The following is a 17023-nucleotide window of genomic DNA, read 5'->3' as shown; positions in this document are numbered from 1 at the left end:
GGCAGCGCGCGTCGCGCATGCCGGAGCCGAGCGCTAGCGAGGTGCAGGCGTGAGCGCGGTCCGGGCCTAGGACTCCAGTTTCTTCACGACCCGCTGCACCGTCAGCCAGGTGCGGGTGGTGATGTCCTTGCCGTAGGTCTTGTCCAGCCAGGCCATGAAGTCCGGCGTCTTCGGCGTGCTGTTGTCGATGACGGTGAGGAAGGCGCGGGCCTCCGGGTCGTAGCCGATGATCCGGGTCAACTCGTCGCCGGTGTCCGGGTGCTCGACCTCCGGGCTCTGGTCTTTGAAGAAGGTCACCGTGAGGTAGGAGCCGCGCTCGTGGGTGAGCCCCTCGAACGGATCGCGATCCAGCAGCTCGCGCAGCTCCTCGTAGCTGCGCACGATGGTGCCGCCCGGAATCCCCAGCTCCCGGTTCAGCGCCTCCTGGATCCGGTCCTCCAAGGCAGCCGCATCGGTGTCGGTGCAGCGAAACACCACGTTGCCGCTGGACAGGATGGTCGCCACCTTCTCGAACCCGAGCCCCTCGAACACCGCGCGCAACTTCTCGTTGCGCATGTTCGGGTTGGTCGGCATGATCCCGCGCAGCAGCGCCGCGTACCTGTTCATGCCGACGACCGTACTCGAGCGCACCGACTACTCGGCGTCCAACGCGGGCGAACTATGCCTGCTGGGTGGCGCCGTTCTTCTTGCGTTCGATGTCCTCCAGCGCGGCGATGTACTTCGCCCGCTCCTCGGCGCCCGCCTCCCAGGTGGCCTTGCGGTTCTTGACCACCTTCGCGGGCGCGCCGACGGCGATGCCGTAGTCCGGGATCTCGCCCTTGACCACCGCGTGCGCGCCGAGCACGCAGCCGCGGCCGACGCGAGTATCGCGCAGCACGGTCACCTTGGCGGCGATCCACGTGTCGGGGCCGATCCGGACCGGGCTCTTCACGATGCCCTGATCCTTGATGGGCATCGTGATGTCGTCCATCTTGTGGTCGAAGTCGCAGATGTAGCACCAGTCGGCGACCAGGGTCGATTCGCCGATCTCGATGTCGAGGTAGGTGTTGACGACGTTGTCCTTGCCGAACACCACCTTGTCGCCGATCCGCAGCGAGCCTTCGTGGCAACGGATGGCGTTGCCGTCGCCGATGTGCACCCAGCGCCCGATCTCCATCCGGCTCAGCTCGGGGGTCGCGTGGATCTCGACCCGGCGGCCGAGGAACACCATGCCGCGCAGCACGATGTGCGGGTTGGCCAGCTTGAACTTGAACAGCCGGTAGTAGCGGACCAGATACCAGGGCGTGTAGGCGCGGTTGGCGAGCACCCAGCGCAGCGACGCCATGGTCAGAAATCGCGCCTGCTGCGGATCCCGGCGGCGCGAACCCCGCCACCGCGAGCGCAACGGTGCGCCCCACATGCTCGTCACGAACCGTTCTCCCGTCGTGTTCCCCGGGCGGCCACCCGAGGGTCCGTCATTGGCTACACAGCGTACTTTCGTGCCGCATCACCTCTGGTTCTACCCTCACCTTCGCCGGACGAGACGTTCCCCCCTGCGTCCACCGAGTAGCAACCTGCGCCACGCAGGCCGACCACCCTCCGGTGCGAGTCTTACGAGCGCCGTTCGCGGCCCGTCTCGCGCTCGAGCGGCCGCTGCGCATGCGACACCGTCGCCCGGCAGTGGCCGCTCGAGCGCGAGACACCAGGGGGCCGCGAACACGCCGTGCCGGAGGCGCGGCAAATTCAACACCGGCTAGTCTTGCGAGCGGCCATCGACCCGAGGGGAGAACAGCAGTGCGAACCGGTAGCGTGCGGGCTGTCGCGACACAGCCGCGATCCCGGGTGCGTGCGGCAGCCGCGCTGGCCGCTCTCGGCGCGCTGGCCCTGACCTCCTGCGGCACCGATGTCGACGACATCGCCGTCGGCCCCGGCAAGGGATGGCCCGCCGCGCATCACGACGGTCGCAACAGCGGCGTCAGCCCCGTGACCGGCGCGCGCTCACTGACGTTGAGCTGGTCCAGACCCGCGGCAGGCCCCATCGAGCGGCCGGTCACCATCGGCGCCGAGGGGCAGCTGTTCCTGACCACCCGCACCGCGAACGGGTGCGCCATCCTGTCGTTCCAGATGCCGACCGGCCGCAAGCGATTCTGTGATGTGCTCGGCCCCAACGCGATCTCGTCGCCGACGGCGGTCGACGGTGTCAGCAACGTCTACGCAGGCGACGACGGCGCGGTGAACTCCTTCAACTACCTCGGCCAGCCGCGCTGGCGCACACCCGTTGCCGGGGTTCCGGTTTCGGTGCAGTTCACCGGTGACAGCCGACTGCTCACCATCACCCAGTCCGGCCAGGTGGACGTGCTGGACCGGCAGACGGGCCTGCGGACGGTGCCGACCGTTCAATTGCTCGGCGAACCCGACTTCCTGGGCAACCCCGACCTCACCCGCCCCGCCTCGGGCCAGGGGCTCGACGACTGCGGCACCGGCGGCCCGCAGTGTCCGATCGCGAACATCTCGGCGATCGACGGATCCACCGGCCGCTTCTACGTCACCGTGTGGCAGCCCGGCGCTCCGAGCGCCGCCCTGATCGCCTTGCGCTACGCCGACAACAGGATTCAGCAGGAGTGGCGCGCGGAGATCCTGACCGAGGGCAGCGCCACCGGCCCCGCCCTGTCCGCCGACGGCGGCACCGTCTACGTCGGCGACAACAGCGAGCGACTGATCGCCGTCGACGCCGCCGATGGGCGCATCAAGTGGGTGCGGCCGCTGGGATTCACGCCGAGCGGCGGGATTTCGGTCTCCGGCGACGGCCTGATCATCCCCGCGGGCGACGAGGGCTACCTGCTCGCCCTGCGCGACACCGGTGACAGCGCCGAGATCGCCTGGGAACGCAAGGATCTCGCGCTGCGCGGCGCCCCGGTGCAGACCGCGGGCGACACCGGCTACACCGCCGCCGCGATCGGCGACGGCCTGAACCTGATCACCTTCGACACCGGCACCGGAGCCACCATCGATTCCGATGTGCTGCCCGGCGCGAAGGGCACCACCACCGGCACCTCGGTCGGGCCCAAGGGTGAGGTGGTGGTGGCCACGCGCATCGGCGAGGTCTTCGTCTTCCAGCCGGAGTAGGGCGTACCTCCGCCTTCGCTCCGGCCATGCGCGGTCTTCGGACGGACTGTCCGGCAGCGCCGCTCAGAGCGGGTTGTTCGGATCCCGTTCCGGCAGAGGACGTTCCACGATGACCGGCCTGCCGAGCGGATTGCGCACGCGGCGTTTGGCAGCCGAGTACACCTGCGCGGTCTCGGCGGCGACGACGTCCCAGGCGAAGTCCGCCGTCAGGCGTTCCCGCGCGGCGTAGGCGCGGTCCTGCGTGGCGACGGGGTCGTCCAGCGTGGCGCGCACCGCCTCCACCAAGCCGTCCACGTCGGCGGGTTCGAAGGACGCGCCCGTGACGCCGTCGATGACCGCTTCGCCGAGTCCGCCCGCCGTCGAGGTGATCAGCGGGGTGCCCGCGGCGGCCGCCTCCAGCGCCACGATGCCGAACGGCTCGTAGCGGCTCGGCAGCACGATGGCGTCGGCGCCGTGCAGCCAGCCGAGCAGTTCCTGGTGACCGAGCTGGCCCGCGAAAGTGACCGCGCGCGCGACGCGATGCACCCTGGCCCGTTCCCGCAGCCATTCGAACTGAGTACCGACGCCCGCCACGGTCAGCGTGGTGCCGGGGTGAGCGCGGCGGATGCGGGGCAGCGCGGCGATGGCGTCCTGCACGCCCTTCTCGTATTCGAGCCTGCCGACGTAGAGCAGCCGGGGCGGCCCGGAGCGCGGGGCGCGCGGGCGGAAGGTCCATGCGCCCACGTCGATGCCGTTGCGGATGACCGTCATCGGGATGCGCTCGGGACCGTACAGGCGCTGCACTTCGTCCTGCATCGAGGTCGAGCAGGTGATCAGCGCGTCGGACTCGTTGGTGAGCCACCACTCGACGGAGTGCACCTGCTTGTTGACCTTGCCCGCGACCCAGCCGCTGTGGCGGCCCGCCTCGGTGGCGTGGATGGTCGACACCAGCGGCACGTCGTAGTACTCCGCCAGGGCGATGCCGGGATGGGCGACCAGCCAGTCGTGCGCGTGCACGACATCGGGCGTCCAGCCGTCACCGATGCCGGGCTTGCCGAGCGCGACGCCCGCGCGCACCATGGCGTGCCCCATGGCCAGGGTCCACGCCAGCATGTCCTCGCCGAAGTCGAAGCACGGCGGATCCTCGGCGACCGCGACAACCAGCACGCCGTCCTCGATGAACGAGTGCGTGGGGTGGCTCGACGAGTCGGTGCCGGAGGGGCGGCGGGACAGGACGACCACCTCGTGGCCCGCCGCGGCGAGCTCGGTGGCCAGGTGATGTACGTGGCGACCCAGCCCACCGACCACAACCGGCGGGTATTCCCACGACACCATCAAGATCTTCATGCAAGTCCTTCTCAGGCAGGGCCTTGTCGGTCAGGGCCTTCTGCGGTTTGGCCTTCCGGGGCCGGGCCCAGGTTCCCCGTGGGGTCGGTACTGGGGACCCGTCGCGCATCCAATCCGGGAAAGAATCCGTCGGCCGCGTACCATCCTGCCGCCAACTGCCGCGCTTTGGCGACTTGACCCGCGCCGACGGCCGCCGCGATCTCCCGCACGGCGTGCGCGTGCTGGTGGGCCCGCTCCCGCGCGTAGCCCGCGGCGGAGTCCTTGCTGACCATGAACGCCCAGTCGCTGGACACCGTCAGGATCGCCTCGCGCAGCAACTGATCCGCGACCGGATCGCGCAGCGCGAACGTGTTTCCCGCGCGCATCTTGTCCAGGGTGTCCAGCGCGAGCCGCACCACCTCGTCGTTGAGTTCGACGAGATCGCGCACCTGATCACCGGCCCACACCCGCCAGTCCTTGCCGGAGCCCCAGGACGAATCGGTGAGTTGCACGGGCGCACCGACGTAGCCGCGTTCCCGCGCGTCGGCCAGGGTGCCGACGGTGACGCCCGCCTCCGGCAGCGCGCGCAGGACCTGGGCCAGCCACTGCGGGCCCTCGTGCCACCAGTGCCCGAACAGTTCGGTGTCGAACGCGGCCACGACGAGGGCCGGGCGGCCGATGCGTTCGGATTCGGCGATCAGCCGCTCGCGCACCGTCGTCACGAAGTCCTCGACGTCGCGCACCACCGCCCCGGCCGCCAGCTCCGGGTCGTAGGGCGCCTTGTCGGGCCCGGCGACCGTCTTGCCGGTGACGCGGGACGGTTTGAGGCCTGTCGCGTGGTCGTAGTGATGAAAGTCACGGTACGCGGCCTGGCCGGGGTAGCCGGACTTGGGCGACCAGACCCGGTAGCTGACCGCGAGATCGCGCCCGAACGCCACCACGTCGGAGTCGCGCACCGGTCGTCCGAGGCTGCTGTCGCCGCGCAGGGCGGGTCCGTCGACCATGAAATGCGTCACACCGGCGGCCGCGTAGCCGAGCTCCATGCGCGGGGTGTATCCGCACTCGGGAGCCCAGATGCCGGTGGGGGTGTGACCCCAGCGCCTGCGGGCGTCGGCCAGGCCCTCGCGCAGCTGGAAGTCGCGCAGTCGCGGGTCGAGCAGCGGCTGGAACGGGTGCGCCAGCGGACCGCCGAGCAATTCGATCGTCTGCGCGTCGACGAGTTCGCGCCAGACCGGCGCCGCGCCGTGCCGCCAGCGCTGCTCGAACTCGGTGAGCGCCGCGGCGGCGAGCCGGTGTTCGTGCCTGCCGAGCGCGACGTTGCCCGCCATGGCGGCCTCGTCGGCGCGCAGCTGCCAGTTGCCCAGCCAGTGGTGCATGCCCGCCAGGCAGTGCGGGTCGTCGAGCTGGGCCGCGAGCACCGGCGTGATGCCGAGGCTGAGCAAGTGCGAGCGCCCTTCCGCCGCAAGGGTTCTCAGCACCTCGACGACGGGCAGGTAGGAGGCTGCCCAGGACTGGTAGAGCCACTCCTCGCCGACGGGCCAGCGGCCGTGGTGGGCCAGCCAGGGCAGATGGGAGTGCAGGACCAGGGTGAACTGGCCGGGTACCGCGTTGTCGGTCAACGTTTCACCGCGATGGACACGAGGTCGAGGCTGGCGTCGATGTCCTCGGTGATCAGGTCGAAGTCGTCGACGGACACCGCGGCGACGTCGGCGGTCAGCTCGGCGGGCCACGGCTCGCCCGCGAGCGCGCGCTCGATCTGCGCATCGATGAACGAGCCGCCGTGCTTGGCGTCCAGCGCTTTCAGCGTCGCCCCGTGATGCACGCCGGTCATCAGCGCGACCTCGAAACCGGCGTCGACCAGCAGCTCGGTGAGTTCGTCCGCGTTCAGCTCACGGGTGTGGAACGGATTGAGCGGGGTGTCGCGACCCGGCGAGAAGGTGATCCGGTTGGGCGTGCTGATCAGCAGCTCGCCGCCGGGCCGCAGGACCCGCAGGCATTCCCGGAGGAACTGGCTCTGATCCCAAAGGTGCTCGATGACCTGGAAATTCACCACGACGTCGACCGAGGCGTCGTCGAGCGGCAGGGCGGCGAGGTTGCCCTGGATCATCTCGACGCGCGGGTAGCGCGCCCGCACGTGCGCGACCGCGCTCGCGTCGTAGTCGAGGCCGATCACCTTGGTGGCCACACCGGCGATCATGTCGGCGCCGTAGCCTTCGCCGGAACCGGCCTCCAGCACGGTCTTTCCCGCGCACCGGTCGAGCAGCCGGGCGTAGACGATCTCGTGCCTGCGGAACCAGTAGTTCTCCTCGGCGATGCCGGGTACGGTGCGCTCGCCGGTCAGCGGCAAAGGTTCGACGGCACCGGCGTTTTCCGTAGTCATGACCCTCGGGTCGCCCACTGCGGCAGGGATCACAGCCTCGCTCATCACACCGACGTTACTGGTAAGGGTCGCGCACGATATCGCCCGGACCGGTGTAGTGAGAGAGAAGCCACTAAGTTACCCATGAGTAACTTAGCGTAGGGTAGTGTCACGCCCTGAGCTACCTCAACAGGACGTACGGCCCGATCGTGCGACCACCAGATACACGCCCCCAGAACAGGAGGTCGACGAAGACCGATGCCGAACATCGTCGTACTCATCAAGCAGGTTCCCGACACCTGGTCCGAGCGCAAGCTGTCCGATGGTGACTACACCCTGGACCGCGAGGCCGCCGACGCCGTCCTCGACGAGATCAACGAGCGCGCCGTCGAAGAGGCGCTGCTGATCAAGGAGGCCCAGGGCGGCGAGGTCACCGTGCTGGCCGCCGGTCCGGACCGCGCCACCGAGGCCATCCGCAAGGCGCTGTCCATGGGCGCCGACAAGGCCATCCACATCAACGACCCGGCGATCCACGGCTCCGATGCCGTGCAGACCGCGTGGGTGCTGGCCAGCGCGCTGGGCCAGGTCGAGGGTGTCGAGCTCGTCATCGCCGGTAACGAGGCGACCGACGGCCGCGCGGGCGCCGTGCCCGCGATCATCGCGGAGTACCTGGGTCTGCCGCAGCTGACCCACCTGCGCAAGCTGACCGTCGACGGCGAGAAGATCACCGGCGAGCGCGAGACCGACGAAGGCGTCTTCAAGCTGGAGGCCACCCTCCCGGCCATCGTCTCGGTCACCGAGAAGATCAACGAGCCGCGCTTCCCGTCCTTCAAGGGCATCATGGCGGCCAAGAAGAAGGAAGTTCAGGTCTTCACGCTGGCCGATCTGGGCGTCGACCCGTCGACCGTGGGTGTCGCCAACGCGGGCACCACCGTCACCGCGTCCACCCCGAAGCCTCCGCGCACCGCGGGCGAGAAGATCGCCGACGAGGGCGACGGCGGCACCAAGATCGCCCAGTACCTCATCGGTCAGAAGATCATCTGATCCGCCCGGCTGACGAGACTTCCTAGGAGAGAACACAAATGGCTGAAGTACTCGTGCTCGTCGAGCACGCCGACGGTGCGATCAAGAAGGTCAGCACCGAACTGCTCACCGCCGCCCGCACCCTGGGCACCCCGGCCGCCGTCGTGCTCGGCACCGCGGGTACCGGCGAGAAGCTGGCCGACGCGCTGGCCGCCGCGGGCGCCGAGAAGATCTACATCGCCGAGTCCGACGATGTGGAGAACTACCTGGTGACCCCGAAGGTCGACGTGCTGGCCGGTCTGGTCGAGTCGGTCTCCCCGGCCGCCGTGATCGTGTCCGCTTCCGCCGAGGGCAAGGAGGTGTCGGGCCGCCTCGCCGCCCGCATCGGCTCCGGCCTGCTGGTGGACGTCATCGGCGTGAACGCCGACGGCTCCGTCGTGCACTCCATCTTCGGTGGCGCCTTCACCGTCGACGCCAAGGCGACCGGCGACGTGCCGGTCATCTCGGTCCGCCCGGGTGCGGTCGAGGCCGTCGCGCAGGCGGGTGCCGGCGAGAAGGTGACCGTCGAGGTCCCCGCGCAGGAAGAGGGCGTCGTCAAGGTGACCTCGCGCGAGCCGGTCGTCGCCGGTGACCGTCCGGAGCTCACCGAGGCGAACATCGTCGTCTCCGGTGGTCGCGGCGTCGGCTCGGCCGACAACTTCGCGGTCGTCGAGGCGCTGGCCGACTCGCTCGGCGCGGCCGTCGGCGCCTCGCGTGCCGCCGTCGACTCGGGCTACTACCCGGGCCAGTTCCAGGTCGGTCAGACCGGTAAGACGGTCTCCCCGCAGCTGTACATCGCCCTCGGCATCTCCGGCGCCATCCAGCACCGCGCCGGCATGCAGACCTCGAAGACCATCGTTGCGGTCAACAAGGACGAAGAGGCCCCGATCTTCGAGATCGCCGACTACGGCATCGTGGGCGACCTGTTCAACGTCGCCCCGCAGCTGACTGAGGCCGTCAAGACCCACAAGGGCTAGGCTGTTCCGGCTCTCCGTGCCTAAGGCGGCTGCTTTGGGTGCGGGGCTGGGTTCCGCTGCCGTCCCGCGTTGAGCGGTAGCGGGCCCAGCCCGTACCCGGTGAGTTACCCCGGACCTCGCCAGATCTGTTGTTGCGTTGCGTAGCAGCAGGTTTGGCGGGGTTTTTTCGTTGGTGCCTCAACTGCGTTGCGGGGTGCTGGTGCTCGGGTTCAGCGATGCGCTACCGTGTGCCGGTCCGGTTCGAGGTGCGGGGGGTGCATAGAAATCGACGACAATGGTGGTCTGCCGATAGCGCGGACGACTGAAATGCCCGGCGACGGTGGACTTTCGATCACCGCTCGACAGGAACAGTTCAGTCTCGCATTCGTGCGCATGGTCGCCGCCGCTGCGGGGTGTTCCATCAAGAGCCACGAAACCGACTACGACGGAGTCGATATCACGATCGTGGCCTCGCGCGAGTATGCGAGATTCTATTGCCCCGAGCTCGAACTACAGCTCAAGTGCACGACCCGACACAGTCGGCTCAAGGCGGATCATTTGGCATGGCCCCTGGAAAGAGATCGGTTCCTGAAGCTGGTGAGTCCGAAGCGGTTCGTTCCGGCCCTGCTCGGTGTCCTGCTCATACCGGAGGACCCTGATCAGCTGCTCGACCTGTCGGAGGATGGCTTGACCAGCCCGAGCCGCATGTGCTGGGAGTATGCGGCGAAGCTGGGGGAGATCGAGGACGGCAAGTCCAGCACGACAGTGCACCTACCCAGAAGTACCTGTTCGATGTAGTTGGGCTCCAGAACATCATGCAGAGAATCGGCGAAGGAGGCCAGTGGTGAAGAGTATCCCTGTCGGCGACCTTCGCGACGTTGCGCTTGCCTTGTCGCCACCAGCTGTATCTCAATACCTCGCCACACACGACTGGGAACTCGAGGTTCGAGACGAAGACGTCAGGGAGATCTGGCAACTTCCGGGTGAGAATGGTCTGCTGGGACGAATAATGTTGCCGCTGGCCACTGATTACGTGGACTTTCCCCGGCGCTTTCAGGAAACGATTCGAGCTCTCGCAACCATCTACGACTGGGATCCGGCGCAACTGGTCGAACGCATAATCGCCACTCGTGCCGACCTGTTCTTCGTGCGACTCGACCAGGAGATGATCGACGGCACCATCCCGTTCCGGCAGGCGGAAACGACTCTGGAAGCCCTGTTCCGGATGATGAAGGCCGCCGCGACGACCGCGGACGATCCGACTCACTCGCACCGCGGTCGTAGATCGGCCATCGTGACGGAATTTCTCGAGGAGAATATCCGTCTCGGACATACCAGGCGGGGTAGTTTCGTTTTCACCGTCGTCTCTCGGCTCGGCGATGTGATGCCCGGCCACACCGTCGGAATTCCTCAGGTGCCGTTTCCGCGAACGGCGATGGCCACGCTCGCCAAGGGTTTGGACTCGACTCGAAAGCTGGCGTTGCACTGGGACGATAGCGCTCTCGAGCGCACCGGCGAGCTGGGATTGAGCGCCAATTTGGTGGAGTCGGTCTTGGAGCTGACTCAGCCGGAGGATCTGCGCGCATTGGACCTGTCGTTCGATTGGGCAGCAGCCGAGCCTTCACCGGTGCTCGAAAGCTCACGGATCGTCATCGATCGCGATGCGATGGCGGGGTTGTCGCGGGTACGTGAGCGCCTGGTTCGCAACGAGGAGCCGCCGCGGCACGAAATATTGCTCGGTATCGTCCGGACGCTCAACCGTGACGATCTCGGCGACGGAGACGAGGAGGCCACCAGCATCGTCCTGTCCACGCACGTGGACGGCCGCCAGCGGAAGGTTCACGTTCCGCTGGCCGGTACCGACTACGAATTTGCGATCGCGGCACACCAGTCCAAGAGGCCGATCGTCGTTGCCGGGGACTTGTCGTTCGAACGTGGGGCCTGGCGATTGACCGGCGAAATCACCGTGGACCGGAGACTTTCGGATCGTTCGACCTAGACCGACGGTGGTCCGTGGTGCCTCAGCTGCGCTGGAGTGTGGCGAGCAGGGTGGTGAGGATGGGGGAGCGGCGGGCGTCGTCGCGCAGGACGGCGGAGACCGGGATGCGCAGGCGGTGCTCGGCGAGTTGCAGGACGACGAGTCCTTCGGTGGGGCTCTGGGCGTAGAGGACGGTCCATGCCTCGGGGCGGTTGATCAGCTCCAGGGTCGCGGTGTGGTCGGGCGGGATCGGCGGGCCGAAGGTGGGGCCGACGGGCAGATCCGCGAAGGCGCTGCGAATGATGTTGTGCAGCAGCACCTGTTCTTGTTCGGGCGGCAGCAGCAGCGGGTACGAGCTGAGGTCGTTGAGGGTGACGGTGTCGCGGGTGGCCAGCGGATGACCGCTGCTGGTGGCGATTACGAGGTCCTCGACCCAGAGCTGTTCCACCATCAGGCCGGGCTGGTCGACGCGGCCGCGGATGAGTGCGAGATCACAGTCGCCGTCCGCGACGGCCGTGATGCGTTGGCGGAAGGGCTTGATCACGAATTCGATCTCCGCGTCCGGGTGTGCGGCGCGCGCGGCCGCGATGGCGGACAGCGAGCGGCTCGCGAAGGACATGTTGGCGGCCAACCGGATTCGCGGGCCGGAGGCGCGCACCGCCGCGCGGATGGCGGATTCCAGGCTGAGCATTTGTTTCGCCAGCGGAAGTAGCCGTGTGGTCGCGTCGGTGGGCACGACAGCCCTGGTCGAGCGCTCGAACAGCGGCACGCCGAGGTCGCGTTCGAGCCGGGCGATCTGGTGACTGATCGCCGATTGCGAGATGAAGCATCGCGAGGCGGCCCTGCTGAAGCTGAGTTCTTCGCAGACCGCGACGAAGTATGCCAGCTGGCGGAGCTCCACGACAAATCTCCTATTCATGAGCGATCCAGATAAGAGTCATCTTCATTATGCGCCTCAACGCGTGAAATATCTGCGTTCCCGATGACGGTTGCTAATGAGAGAAGGAGGCTGTCATGGAACACGCAGATGTGGTCGTCGTCGGATCGGGATTCGGGGGGCTGGCCGCCGCCAAGCAACTGGCAAAGTCGGGAATCAACTACGTACTCATCTCCAGCACGCCGGAGCACCTGTTCCAGCCGTTGCTCTATCAGGTCGCGACGGGTGTGCTGGCGTCGCACGAAATCGCCCCGCCCATCAAGTCGGTGCTGCGCAGGCACAAGGAAGCCGACGTGCGTCTCGGCAAGGTCGTCGCCATCGATCCGGATCGCGCGATCGTGACCTACGTCACCGACGGTGTGCGCCAGGAGATTCGGTACGGCTCGCTGATCGCGGCCACCGGCGCCTCGCAGTCCTACTTCGGCCGTGACGATTTCGCCGAGAAGACCTTCGCGCTCAAGACCATCGATGACGCGAAACTGCTTCGCGCGCAGATCGAACGGGTCTTCGCCGAGGCCGCGACCGCGGACGCCGAGACCAAGCGCAGGCTGCTCAGCTTCGTGGTGGTCGGCGCGGGCGCGACCGGCGTGGAAGTCGCCGGTCAGCTCAAAGAGCTCGCGAAAAGGTACTACCACCAGGAGGTTTCGGTCAGCTTGGTGGAGGGCGCGGGAGAGGTGTTGCCGCCCTTCGGCGGTGGGCTCTCGGAATACGCGAAGAAGTCGCTCGCCGGCAGCGACGTCGAGGTGCTCGTCGATACCTTCGTCACCGACATCGAGCCCGGCAAGGTGACGATCAAGGACAAGGCAGGCGTGGAGCGCAAGATCGCCGCCGAGACCGTGGTCTGGTCGGCGGGCGTGCAGGCGGGCGGGTTCGCCGCGATCCTGGCCGAGGCCACCGGCGTCGAGACCGACCGTGCCGGACGACTGCTGATCAACCCGGACCTCACCGTCGCCGGTTATGCCGACATCTACGCCATCGGCGACATGACCTCGCTCAACGGCTACCCCGGTCAGTCGCCGGTGGCCATGCAGGAGGGCAGGCACGCCGCCGACATCATCCGTCGCAAGAAGCTGCCCGGCACCCCGTTCAAGTACTGGGACAAGGGCAGCATGGCGGTGATCAGCCGGTTCAGCGCGGTGGTGAAGCTCAACGACCACGTCACCTTCCGCGGCGTGATTGCCTGGTTCATGTGGCTCGCGGTGCACCTGCTGTACCTGGTCGGCTTCCGCAACCGCTTCGCGGCGGTGGCCTCGTGGCTGATCGCCTTCATCGGGTCGGGGCGTCCCGGCTTCGACGAGGTGGAACCGACGCCGACGGAAGCGCGGGTACCCGAACGCGTCGCCGCCTGAGCTCGCCCGAACGAATCGCACCGATGTTCTCGCATCGGTGCGATTGCCGTCTCCGGACGCTGAAATCTTGCCCAAGCAGGGAAAAGGCGACTCCACGACGCGTCGATGCTAACGGTGCGCGTCGGATCGGTGAACCTTGGGTGTGACCGGCGTCTCGTTAACCTAGCCTGCATCGGCACGCAACTTCGAGGTTGCCCCGGCGCAGTGTCGGACTGGCTTCATCACGGATATGACTATTTCGTCCGTGCTGACAGCCCCGGCTCGACCGACGGACTCGGGGGTGGAACGGTCGCGCTATTCGCTGGTCGTCTCGTCCGACGCCGAGCATCGGGAGGCGGCGCAACGGCTGCGCTACGGCGTGTTCGCCAACGAGCCCGGCTTCCACATCCCCGACAACGGCACCGGACGCGACGCCGATCGCTTCGACGAGCACTGCGATCACCTGCTGGTCCGCGACGACGTCACCGAGCAGTTCGTCGGCTGCTACCGGATGCTGCCGCCGGACAAGGTCGCCGCGGCGGGCGGGTACTACACGGCCACCGAATTCGACCTGGCCCAGCTGGATCCCGAAGGCATGCGGATCGTCGAAATGGGCCGGGCGTGCGTGGTTCCCGATCACCGCAACGGATCCGTGCTCACCCTGATGTGGGCGGGCATCCTGCACTACATCCAGCTCACCGGATACGAGTGGGTGATGGGGTGCGTGTCGGTTCCGATGCAGGACACCCCGGAGGATCCGGCGGGCGTGAACGTGCGCGGCGTGCGGGACATGCTGCTCGGGCGGCACGCCTCCGACCCCGAGCGACGGGTGCACCCGCACCGTCCGGTGGTCGTCGACGGCAAGACGCTCGACGAGCTGACCCCGCCCTCGCGTCCCAAGCTGCCCCCGCTGATGCGCGGCTACCTGCGGCTCGGCGCGGAGATCTGCGGCGAACCCGCACACGATCCCGACTTCGCTGTCGCCGACTTCGTCGCGCTGCTCGGCCTGGACACCATCAACACGCGATACCTGGACCGACTACAGGGCGCGGCCGCAGCCCTCGACGGGGGGCGGTGAGGACCGTGGTCTTCGAGGCGCCGCCCGCACAGGCCGTGCACGCGTGGATGCCGTCGAGCCCCTGCGGGCCCGGCTGCATGGAGCCGATCGGTGAGATCGGCACGGCGCGGGTGGTCGCCCGCGCGCTCGGTATCGCCGGGCTGCTGCTGACCTATCCGGTGTGCCACCTCGCGATCCCCGCGGGACGGCGGGCGGACGTGCAGCGCGGATACGCGCGCGTGCTGCTGCGCTGTCTCGGCATGCGGCTTCGGGTGGTGGACAACCGGATTCCCACCGATCCGGTGCCCGCCGAGCGCGCCATCGCCTCGCGCGTGGGCGCCGAACGTGCCGCCGCAGCTGCTGCCGCCGCCGATGTCCGCTATGCCGATCCCGGCACCGGCGTGCTCGTGGTGACCGGGCACATCGGCTGGACCGATGTGGTCGCGCTGGCCGCGGTGCAGCCGCTCGGGTTCGTCGCGCGGGCGGACCTGATCGACTGGCCGCTGATCGGCGGGCTCGCCAAGCTCATGGGCGTCATCCCGATCGAACGCGAGCGGCTGCGTGAGCTGCCCGAGATCATCGCGCAGATCGGCGCTCGCCTCACCGCGGGTGAGCGAGTCGCGTTCTTCCCCGAGGGCACCACCTGGTGCGGACGCGCCTACGGCACCATGCGGCCCGCCCTGTTCCAGGCCGCGATCGACACCGGCACCTTCGTGCAGCCCGTGCGGCTGCGCTATCTGGACGGACACGGCGACCGCTGCACCGTGCCCAGTTTCGTCGGCGAGGATTCCTTCGGCGACTCGGCCCTGCGCGTGCTGCGTTCCCGCGGCATGATCGCCGAGATCACCCTGGAAACGCCGGAGTATCCGGGCCTCGACCGCAAGGATCTGGCTCGCCGCTGCGAACTCGCCGTGCGCGGCGCGGAACTCCCGCGCCACTCGTCGACCGACACCCAATGGATCGAGGCCACCGCGACCCGCGTGCAGGACCCGGCCCCGGCGCAGCAGGATTCGGCGCGATCCGGCGGGACGGGCGAGCACCACGGCGTCGGCCCCCGCGGTCTGCGCGGCAGAGCGGTCGCGCTCTTCCGCGGCCGGGATCGGTCGGCGCACCCACGGCAGAGCGCCGACGGCACGCGCGCCTGAATCCGACCGGATCGGCTGCTGCGTCAGGCCGGACCGCACCGTCCCTGGCGAGGTCAGCGCGACCACGGCTGCGTCCGGCAGCCCGAGCCGCGGTCCGAGCGCTCGTGTCGGGCCCCGGTGCCCTGGACCTCGCGGCTTCGTAGGCGAGCGAGGTCACTCCGCGCTCGGGAGCCTGGCCTCGCCCGCACGGGCGCGGACCGCGGTCTCGACGAGCTCGACGACCCGCGCCGAGGGGACCGTGATGCCGGGTGTGCCGAGTGTCCAGCGGAGGAAGTCCTCGACGTTCATGGCGGGTACTTCGCCGAGATAGGGCGCGATATAGGCCGGTGTGTTCGGTTCGCTGCGCCAGCTGTCGGCGAGTGTGCCGATATCGACGGCGTCGTAACCGAGGGCATCCAGCAGCCCGGTGGCCGCCGCTTTGGCTTCCGCGTCGTCACCGGCGATGGGCAGGGCGCTGCGGTCCGGCGCATCCGCGGGCCGGGCGAGCGAATACAGCTGGTGCGGAGTGATTGTGTTGAAGGCCTTGACCATTCGCGACCCCGGGAGATGGCGCTGGATCAGCGCGGTCGAGGTCAGTTCGCCCGCGTCGAGTTCGGGCAGGTGGCCGTCGCGTTCGGGGTAGTAGTTCGCCGTGTCCAGCACCGTCTTGCCGACCAGCGCATCGGTGGGCAGCTGACGGTAGGCCGCCAGCGGAATGGCCGCGACGACCAGATCTCCGACGCGTGCCGCTTCCTCGGGTGTGGCGGCTCGTGCCGTCGCGCCGAGTTCGGCGACGAGATCGGCGAGCGACTCCGCGCCCCGCGAGTTGCCGATGACCACGTCGAGGCCCGCCTCGACGGCCAGGCGGGCCACAGCGGATCCGATCATTCCGCTGCCGATGAGTCCGAGCGTTTGTGGCACGGTTCGTCTCCGTTCGTGAGTGGGTTGTTCGCTCGACAGCCGGCGTCGACCGCACGACCAGCCCCGTGCTCTGCGTACGCACGGCGTGATCACCCAAGGCTGGGTGCGGCGCTGAACAGGGCCGAGTCTGCGAAGTCCTGCTCGAGGCCGAACGTGATCTCGCGGCCGTTTTCGAACCACGCCAGCGGAATGGACGCCGCGCACCCCGCGTTGGGTTGTCGAGTGGACGATCGGACCGAGCTGAGCGGGTTCCTCAAATCGCGCCGAGCTCGCCTGAGCCCGCAAGATGTCGGATTACGCGACCACGGCGGAGTGCGCCGAGTCGCGGGTCTGCGCCGGGAGGAGTTGGCCCAGGTGGCCGGGGTGAGATGTCGGTTACACACTCCCCAAATGCCCGCCTACGGGGAGGGAGACGACGATGTCACCTCTCCCTACAGCAGCCCCATGATTCGGCGCGGCGAGAGCGCGGATCGTGGTTGATCGGTTAGGCAGTGGTCGAACCGCCAACATCGGTCCGCGGACCCGGGACACGGGGTCCGGCGCGGACGGATGTCCCCAGATCGGTCTTCGACCACATTGCTACCACCAAGTCGGTGTAAGCATCCTGAAATGCCGAATACAGGGCGCAGCGACCCGACCTCCAGGCAAACAGATCGCAAAGGCCATCATCGGATGCTGATCCGCCGGCGTAGCGAGGTCGTGTCGGACATTCAGTAAGACCGCCGTCGTCGTCATCACCGCGAAGTCCGCCGGGCGCAAGGTCTTCGGCCTCGCCACCGCAGGTGTCCGTCTCGCTTGACCTCTTGCGCGTCAGTCCGGCAGCCAGTGCAGCTCGTGCGCCAGGGTTTTGGCGACGGTACGGATACGGCGGTGTAGTGGTGACTGCACGCG

General features: G+C 68.3%; 15 protein-coding genes. 8 read left to right on the top strand and 7 right to left on the bottom strand.

Features of this window, described 5'->3' with window-relative positions; translation table 11 throughout:
* Positions 1-66: 66 nt before the first annotated feature.
* Positions 67-606, bottom strand: coding sequence for a DUF1697 domain-containing protein (locus tag AC3ERS_RS31840; RefSeq protein WP_431971841.1), 540 nt, complete (start codon positions 604-606; stop codon positions 67-69).
* Positions 607-658: 52 nt separating this feature from the next.
* On the bottom strand, positions 659-1408 hold the full coding sequence (locus tag AC3ERS_RS31835) for an acyltransferase (protein WP_431971840.1): 750 nt from the start codon (positions 1406-1408) through the stop codon (positions 659-661).
* Positions 1409-1773: 365 nt separating this feature from the next.
* On the opposite strand from AC3ERS_RS31835, the gene AC3ERS_RS31830 reads away from it, so the two are divergent.
* Positions 1774-3105 carry an outer membrane protein assembly factor BamB family protein gene (locus AC3ERS_RS31830; RefSeq protein ID WP_431971839.1) on the top strand — a complete coding sequence of 444 codons (1332 nt, stop codon included), beginning with the start codon at positions 1774-1776 and terminating at the stop codon, positions 3103-3105.
* 63 nt (positions 3106-3168) lie between these two features.
* On the opposite strand, the gene AC3ERS_RS31825 is transcribed toward AC3ERS_RS31830, so the two are convergent.
* From AC3ERS_RS31825 to AC3ERS_RS31815, 3 genes are read right to left on the bottom strand one after another with little or no spacing between them, the layout of a single operon-like run.
* Complete coding sequence (locus AC3ERS_RS31825; RefSeq protein ID WP_431971838.1) at positions 3169-4431, bottom strand: glycosyltransferase family 4 protein; 1263 nt, start codon at positions 4429-4431, stop codon at positions 3169-3171.
* A gap of 11 nt (positions 4432-4442) precedes the next feature.
* Positions 4443-6029 (bottom strand): 1,4-alpha-glucan branching protein domain-containing protein, encoded by a 1587-nt coding sequence (locus tag AC3ERS_RS31820; RefSeq protein ID WP_431971837.1) that lies wholly within the window; start codon positions 6027-6029, stop codon positions 4443-4445.
* Positions 6026-6790, bottom strand: a complete 765-nt coding sequence (locus tag AC3ERS_RS31815) for a class I SAM-dependent methyltransferase (protein ID WP_431971836.1) — start codon at positions 6788-6790, stop codon at positions 6026-6028. Before AC3ERS_RS31815 ends, AC3ERS_RS31820 begins: the two co-directional genes overlap by 4 nt.
* A 237-nt stretch (positions 6791-7027) precedes the next feature.
* Between AC3ERS_RS31815 and AC3ERS_RS31810 the strand changes: the two genes are divergently transcribed.
* From AC3ERS_RS31810 to AC3ERS_RS31795, 4 genes are all read left to right on the top strand, one after another.
* Positions 7028-7813: an electron transfer flavoprotein subunit beta/FixA family protein gene (locus AC3ERS_RS31810; RefSeq protein WP_431971834.1), complete on the top strand. Its 786-nt coding sequence runs from the start codon at positions 7028-7030 to the stop codon at positions 7811-7813.
* Between the two features lie 38 nt (positions 7814-7851).
* Entirely contained in the window at positions 7852-8808 is a 957-nt protein-coding gene (locus AC3ERS_RS31805) for an electron transfer flavoprotein subunit alpha/FixB family protein (RefSeq protein WP_431971833.1), read from the top strand.
* 306 nt (positions 8809-9114) lie between these two features.
* Positions 9115-9585 (top strand): DUF4365 domain-containing protein, encoded by a 471-nt coding sequence (locus AC3ERS_RS31800; protein ID WP_431971832.1) that lies wholly within the window; start codon positions 9115-9117, stop codon positions 9583-9585.
* Positions 9586-9628: 43 nt separating this feature from the next.
* The gene (locus AC3ERS_RS31795; protein ID WP_431971830.1) at positions 9629-10786 is read left to right on the top strand and encodes a hypothetical protein; all 1158 of its coding nucleotides are present in this window, start codon (positions 9629-9631) and stop codon (positions 10784-10786) included.
* Between the two features lie 22 nt (positions 10787-10808).
* Here AC3ERS_RS31795 and AC3ERS_RS31790 read toward each other — a convergent pair whose 3' ends face one another.
* Positions 10809-11666, bottom strand: a complete 858-nt coding sequence (locus AC3ERS_RS31790; RefSeq protein WP_431971829.1) for a LysR family transcriptional regulator — start codon at positions 11664-11666, stop codon at positions 10809-10811.
* Between the two features lie 113 nt (positions 11667-11779).
* Here AC3ERS_RS31790 and AC3ERS_RS31785 point away from each other — a divergent pair, with 113 nt between their 5' ends.
* The 3 genes from AC3ERS_RS31785 to AC3ERS_RS31775 all read left to right on the top strand — a co-directional run bounded on the left by AC3ERS_RS31785 (position 11780) and on the right by AC3ERS_RS31775 (position 15232).
* The gene (locus AC3ERS_RS31785; RefSeq protein WP_431971828.1) at positions 11780-13051 is read left to right on the top strand and encodes an NAD(P)/FAD-dependent oxidoreductase; all 1272 of its coding nucleotides are present in this window, start codon (positions 11780-11782) and stop codon (positions 13049-13051) included.
* A gap of 229 nt (positions 13052-13280) precedes the next feature.
* On the top strand, positions 13281-14108 hold the full coding sequence (locus AC3ERS_RS31780) for a GNAT family N-acetyltransferase (protein WP_431971827.1): 828 nt from the start codon (positions 13281-13283) through the stop codon (positions 14106-14108).
* On the top strand, positions 14105-15232 hold the full coding sequence (locus tag AC3ERS_RS31775; protein WP_431971826.1) for a lysophospholipid acyltransferase family protein: 1128 nt from the start codon (positions 14105-14107) through the stop codon (positions 15230-15232). The genes AC3ERS_RS31780 and AC3ERS_RS31775 overlap by 4 nt, the downstream gene beginning before the upstream one ends.
* Before the next feature lie 153 nt (positions 15233-15385).
* Here AC3ERS_RS31775 and AC3ERS_RS31770 read toward each other — a convergent pair whose 3' ends face one another.
* Positions 15386-16225, bottom strand: coding sequence for an NADPH-dependent F420 reductase (locus AC3ERS_RS31770; RefSeq protein WP_431971825.1), 840 nt, complete (start codon positions 16223-16225; stop codon positions 15386-15388).
* Positions 16226-17023 lie beyond the last annotated feature (798 nt).

It is taken from the genome of Nocardia sp. bgisy134, assembly GCF_057708325.1.
This window is presented reverse-complemented; position numbering and strand designations above follow the sequence as displayed.

Coding starts and splice junctions, on each gene's coding strand:
- AC3ERS_RS31785 (WP_431971828.1), top strand. CDS start 11,780: ATGGAACACGCAGATGTGGTCGTCGTCGGATCGGGATTCGGGGGGCTG.
- AC3ERS_RS31810 (WP_431971834.1), top strand. CDS start 7,028: ATGCCGAACATCGTCGTACTCATCAAGCAGGTTCCCGACACCTGGTCC.
- AC3ERS_RS31805 (WP_431971833.1), top strand. CDS start 7,852: ATGGCTGAAGTACTCGTGCTCGTCGAGCACGCCGACGGTGCGATCAAG.
- AC3ERS_RS31825 (WP_431971838.1), bottom strand. CDS start 4,431: ATGAAGATCTTGATGGTGTCGTGGGAATACCCGCCGGTTGTGGTCGGT.
- AC3ERS_RS31840 (WP_431971841.1), bottom strand. CDS start 606: ATGAACAGGTACGCGGCGCTGCTGCGCGGGATCATGCCGACCAACCCG.
- AC3ERS_RS31800 (WP_431971832.1), top strand. CDS start 9,115: ATGCCCGGCGACGGTGGACTTTCGATCACCGCTCGACAGGAACAGTTC.
- AC3ERS_RS31815 (WP_431971836.1), bottom strand. CDS start 6,790: ATGACTACGGAAAACGCCGGTGCCGTCGAACCTTTGCCGCTGACCGGC.
- AC3ERS_RS31780 (WP_431971827.1), top strand. CDS start 13,281: ATGACTATTTCGTCCGTGCTGACAGCCCCGGCTCGACCGACGGACTCG.